Source organism: Flavobacterium sp. (assembly GCF_035760125.1).
Taxonomy (GTDB): Bacteria; Bacteroidota; Bacteroidia; order Flavobacteriales; family Flavobacteriaceae; genus Flavobacterium.
Genome location: NZ_DASTTN010000064.1, coordinates 1 through 5,321 on the forward strand (window position 1 = coordinate 1; position 5,321 = coordinate 5,321).

The following is a 5,321-nucleotide window of genomic DNA, read 5'->3' on the forward strand; positions in this document are numbered from 1 at the left end:
TTGGCAAATTGCGAAGCAGTAATATAAGCTCTCAATTTGAGAGTGGACAAATCGGCTATTTTATAAATGGGTTTGCCTACAGTCGCCATTTCGTACTCGTTGGCGTATTTGGTCAACACCGTTCCCGAAACGGGATTGACAATGTTGCATTTTTTGATTTGGTCTTCAACCTGTGCCAATTGAATGCCCACAGTACCGCTTTGCTCATTTAGATTATTGGTTGTTGTTGCCAATTGACTGTTCAACGCATCGATTTTGGATTGCAGAATTGCAATTCGATAATTGGCATCGTCAAGCTGTTTTTGCGAAGCCACAGCTCCTTTTACTAGATTTTCAATTCGTTTTTTGTCTTTAACCGCACTTTCGAGCTCTTTCTGCAAAGCCTCAATTTGGACTTTACTGTCTGGACGTCCCGATAAAATGGCCTTCCCATTTTGCTTCAATTGCATTTTGGTCAAGTACAATTGGGTGCTGTCAATAACGCCTACTTTTTGTCCGTTCTTTAACTCATCTCCTTCATTAAGGTTCAGTTTCAAAATTTTCCCATTGGCTTCAGCCGACACTATGGTTTCGGTGGCTTCAAAGGTTCCCGAAGCTTCATTGGCCTTTTCGCTATTACCACAGGAAGCAAGGGCAATACAAAAAGTCATAATGCTTGTTTTATAAAAATTGAAATTCATTTTTATATAATTAATGTTAGTTACCGCTTATCGTTTTGTAATTGTAAAGGCTCATCAGCAATTGAATATTGTGCAACGCCTGATTCCCAATCGCCTCGTTCTCTTTGTTGATCGAAGACAGCAAATCATTCATGGAACATAAGCCGTTGTCATACATCAGCTGTTTTGATTTTTTGACATTGCCTTTCAGAGTAATGATTTCTCCATCTTTAGCAATAATGGCTTTTTGCTTTTCGATGTCGCTATTGGCCTGTGTCAACTGCAGTTTGTTATTGAATAAAAACACATCCTGTTGATTGGTAATTTTATCCATTTCTATTTTATCCAATTCTTTATTGTTGCTACTTTTATAAAGTCCGGCGGTGCTCCAGGACATGCTGATTCCCGCAAGTGCCAATCCATTGAACTTTGAGGAACCAAAATTCAACCCAGGCTCAATTAAAGCTCCTGCTCCTATTAAACCAATTTTGGGCATTAGGACAACCTGATTTATTGCAGAACGGGATTCGACAAGTTTTAATTGATTGGAATACAAACTCAATTCGGGTCTGTTGTTTGTCAGACTTCCCGATGGCTCAATCACTATGGGTTTCTCCAGCTTTACATTTTCATCAAGTTCCTGCCCGATTAAATAAGACAACATTTGCACGTAACCTTTTCGCGTATAATTGAATTCAATTTTTTTCTGTTCCAAATTGAGCATTTCGGCCTTAACTTCATCCACATCAGAAGCATAGGCCAATCCGTTTTCTTTTGAAAGACGTACTTTCTTCAGTCCCCGATTCAACTCTTCGAATAAAATATCCAATTGTTTGTTTTGCTCGTCGATTAACAAAATCCCAAAAAACAATTGATTAACGCGTTCGCGAATGGAATACAGCGCAACACCGACACTCGATTTTTCGACCTCGGCAGCCGTTTTGATAATATCTTTCTGGGTTCGTGTGGCACCTCCGTCCCAAATTGTTTGGTTGATTTGGGCAATCCCTATAAATTGGGCTTTATTTGGTTCTCCTGATGAAGAACCCGGCGATGAAAATTCGGGTAAACCAGCGAAAATATATCCCCCAATTCCTGTTATGCTTACCTGTGGAAGATAAGCTTTGTTGGCGTTGGAAATGGTATAGTCTGACGACTTCGCAATCAAATCGTATTGCTTAATTAAAGGATAATTTGCTTTCGCTTTTTCCTGACAATCATCAATGGTTATTTGCCCATTTGCGGTACATAAACCAAAAAGCAGAAAAAATAATAAGAGTTCTTTCATTTAGGTTTCAGATTTTAATCTCTTTAGCTTTGATTTTTTTGGTCGTCATTTTCTTAGCTTCACTATAACGAATATACGATTTTTTTGGATTGAAATATTTGATTAAATCATTAGAATCATGGTACCTAAAGAAATCTCATTTAAGGATATTACAAATCTATTTTCCATCATTTTATATTATTACATTAAATACAATGGCCGTATTGAGTTATAAAAAAGTTAATTAATATCTGTCGTTCAAAAAAAACAATAATTTTGGTTCATCATTAAAATCAAAAAACCAAAAAATATGAAAAACCTAATCACCGTTTTGGCAGTAGCTCTTTTTTCAGCAGGTATGAATGCAAGCGCTCAAGAAACTAAGCCAAAAGAAACTCCTAAAAAAGAATGCACTGCCAAAGAAAAAAAGGCGTGTGACAAATCAAAAAAATCTTGCTGCACAGCAAAGTCTGAAAAGAAAGCGTAATGTAATTAATTTATAATAATCCTAAAGAGTGTTTGTAACCTTCAAACACTCTTTTTTTTATGCAAAAAACTTATTTACAGGTAATTTATTACTAAAAATCCCTTTGCTTCTATTTTATAATTCTATATTTTTGAGAAAACTTATTCTTCATGCTCAAAAAATCATCAATTGTTATTGTAATCCTTCTTATTCTCTTTGTCATTTTCAGAGTTTTTATTGTGGACAGTTGCAGTTCAAAAGATGCTGAATATACCGAAGTACTCTCAGATAACAATGCTTACGTAGGAGATAAATCTTGCGTAAAATGCCATACTTCCGAACATCATCAATGGAAACAATCCGACCATTATATGTCAATGCTTCCTGCCAATGATTCGACTGTAAAAGGAGATTTTAATAATGTGACTTTCAAAGCTGATGGCATTACCAGCAAATTCTATAAAAAAGGTTCAAAGTTTTTCATCAATACCGAAGGAAGTGACGGCAAAAATCATGATTTTGAAGTAAAATATATTTTTGGATACAAACCTTTACAACAATATCTGGTACATTTTCCGGGGGGAAGAATGCAAGTGCCTCGCTTAAGTTGGGATGTCAACAAAAAAAAATGGTACAATCAGTATGCTGGCCAAAAAATACCTTCACACGATTGGCTACATTGGACTGGAAATGCCCAAAATTGGAATACGATGTGCGCTACTTGCCACTCGACCAACTTACACAAAAATTACGACACTAAAACCGATACTTATAAAACGAGTTATAGTATCATCAATGTTAGCTGTGAAAGTTGCCATGGAGCAGGACAAAAACATTTGGGATACATAAATGGTTCTGATTACAAATCTGGAGATAAAGTAATCGGCAGTTTTATGAGATTAGGTAAAAATTCAGGGCAATTGGAACAAATCAACACTTGTGCTCCCTGTCACGCCCGTGTATCCGAAATCAGTCCGAAACATATCGACAGTAAAGAAATAATGGATAATTACATTCCGCAAATTCCAGATACCGAATTTTTTCATGCCGATGGACAAATAAATGATGAAGATTATATTTACACTTCTTTTTTACAAAGTAAAATGTACAGCAAAGGTGTAAAATGCAGTAATTGCCACAATCCACACAGTACCAAACTGAAACACATCAATAATCAGACGTGCGTACAATGCCATATCCCAAAAAAATATGACACGGCGGCACACACTTTTCACACACCCGATTCAAAAGGTTCACTTTGTGTAAACTGCCATATGCCGGGTAAATTGTATATGGGAAATGATTTGCGTCATGATCACAGTTTTAGAGTTCCCCGTCCCGACCTTTCAGTCAAATATGGCACTCCAAATGCCTGTAGCAACTGTCATAAAGACAAATCAGAAAAGACCTTGGCCGATGCGGTAATCAAATGGTATGGCCCGAACCGAAAATACCATTTTGCAGATGATTTGATTCCCGGAAGCAAACTGGACAACGATAGCGAATCTCATTTAATACAATTAATCAATACCCAAAACATCCCCGACATCATTAAATCAACCGCGGCTTTCTACTTGGGAAGTTTTGATACCCAAACAAGTTTGAACACCCTTTTGTCCTGTTTAAACCACAAAGATGCCCAGGTACGCTACAGGGCTTTACGCAGTTTATCCATTTTTCCTCCAAACAATTGGACCAAAAATGTTGGTCCTTTATTATCTGATAAAGTAAGAGCGGTCCGTATCGCTGCAGCTGATCTTTTTGTAAGTCTGCCGAAAGATCAATTTCCAAGTCAGTTTACAAATGCTTTTGAAAGTGCCAATAAAGAATTAATTGGCTTTCTTAAGTATCAAACCGACTTTTCAACAGGAAATATAATGCTGGCTGATTATTATCTTAAAATACAGGATTATGCCAGTGCAGAGTCTTTCTATCTCAAAGGCCTCAAAAAAGACAGTCAAATGAATTATGCCTTACTCAATTTATCTTCACTATATAATGCCGTTGGCAAAAACGATGCTTCCTTGCAGGTATTGCAAAAGGCCATGAAAAATGACCCAAACAACGAACGCATTTATTACAATCTGGCCTTGCTTTATAATGAAATGAATAATACTGTTGCCGCCGAAGCTTCTTTTACCAAAGCCATAGCCTTAAAATCACAAAACCCGAGGGTATACTATAATTATGGGCTGATGCTCAATGCTAAGAAAAAATTCAAAGAAGCCGAAACTGTTTTGCAAAAAGGAATTGCAATAAATCCTGATGTACCAGATTTGTATTATGCGCTTACTTTTGTTTACATCCAAACTGGAAACCAGACAAAAGCGCAACAAACGGCTTTTCAATTGAAACAATTGGATCCAAACAATCCAAATTATCAGGAATTGTTTAAAAATTTAGGGGTGCAATAATTGTATAATTATAATTTCTTTAGAACAACCTACGATAATTGTTTTTGAGGTAACCATTTATGAAGTATAGCATCCAGATCATCTTCAATTATTGGTTTTGAGACGTAATCATTCATACCAAATTCTAGGCATTTATCTTTTTCACCTACCATAATTCCCGCAGTTAAAGCAATGATGGGTACTTTATCGCCTTTTTTATGGCTTCTAATTTCTATAGTTGCATCATATCCGTTTTTTATAGGCATTTGGATATCCATCAAAATTAAATCGGGATTATTGATTTCAAATTGCTCCACGCCTTCCTGCCCATCTATAGCTTCCAAAATAATAGCATTGGGAATAATCCTTTTAACTAATGTTTTGGCCAGAAACATATTAATTTTATTGTCTTCCACGATCAAAATACGCAATGAGTCCAAGTTATTGGTACTTGCTATTCTTCGGATTACCTTATGGGGCATCAATTCGACAAAAGTATCTTTAAGAGGTTTCGCTTTTTTAAATTTAACATAAAA

Annotated in this window: 5 protein-coding genes; 2 read left to right on the forward strand and 3 right to left on the reverse strand. The window is 36.2% G+C overall.

Annotated features, from left to right (window positions below):
• Both VFS71_RS02685 and VFS71_RS02690 read right to left on the reverse strand, forming a co-directional pair.
• Positions 1 to 680 (reverse strand): HlyD family secretion protein (locus VFS71_RS02685; RefSeq protein WP_326399228.1); only part of this gene is annotated, 680 nt, incomplete at its 3' end.
• Between the two features lie 16 nt (positions 681 to 696).
• Positions 697 to 1,947, reverse strand: a complete 1,251-nt coding sequence (locus VFS71_RS02690) for a TolC family protein (protein ID WP_326399229.1) — start codon at positions 1,945 to 1,947, stop codon at positions 697 to 699.
• A gap of 289 nt (positions 1,948 to 2,236) precedes the next feature.
• Here VFS71_RS02690 and VFS71_RS02695 point away from each other — a divergent pair, with 289 nt between their 5' ends.
• Together VFS71_RS02695 and VFS71_RS02700 are read left to right on the forward strand one after the other, a co-directional pair.
• Positions 2,237 to 2,413: a hypothetical protein gene (locus tag VFS71_RS02695; protein ID WP_326399230.1), complete on the forward strand. Its 177-nt coding sequence runs from the start codon at positions 2,237 to 2,239 to the stop codon at positions 2,411 to 2,413.
• Positions 2,414 to 2,562: 149 nt separating this feature from the next.
• Entirely contained in the window at positions 2,563 to 4,806 is a 2,244-nt protein-coding gene (locus VFS71_RS02700; RefSeq protein ID WP_326399231.1) for a tetratricopeptide repeat protein, read from the forward strand.
• Positions 4,807 to 4,835: 29 nt separating this feature from the next.
• Here the strand turns inward: VFS71_RS02700 and VFS71_RS02705 are convergent.
• Positions 4,836 to 5,321: response regulator (locus VFS71_RS02705; RefSeq protein ID WP_326399232.1), on the reverse strand; the 486-nt coding region annotated here is incomplete at its 5' end.

Bases quoted from the DNA above. Each gene is read 5' to 3' on its own strand.
- VFS71_RS02690 (WP_326399229.1), bottom strand. From the start codon at position 1,947: ATGAAAGAACTCTTATTATTTTTTCTGCTTTTTGGTTTATGTACCGCA.
- VFS71_RS02695 (WP_326399230.1), top strand. From the start codon at position 2,237: ATGAAAAACCTAATCACCGTTTTGGCAGTAGCTCTTTTTTCAGCAGGT.
- VFS71_RS02700 (WP_326399231.1), top strand. From the start codon at position 2,563: ATGCTCAAAAAATCATCAATTGTTATTGTAATCCTTCTTATTCTCTTT.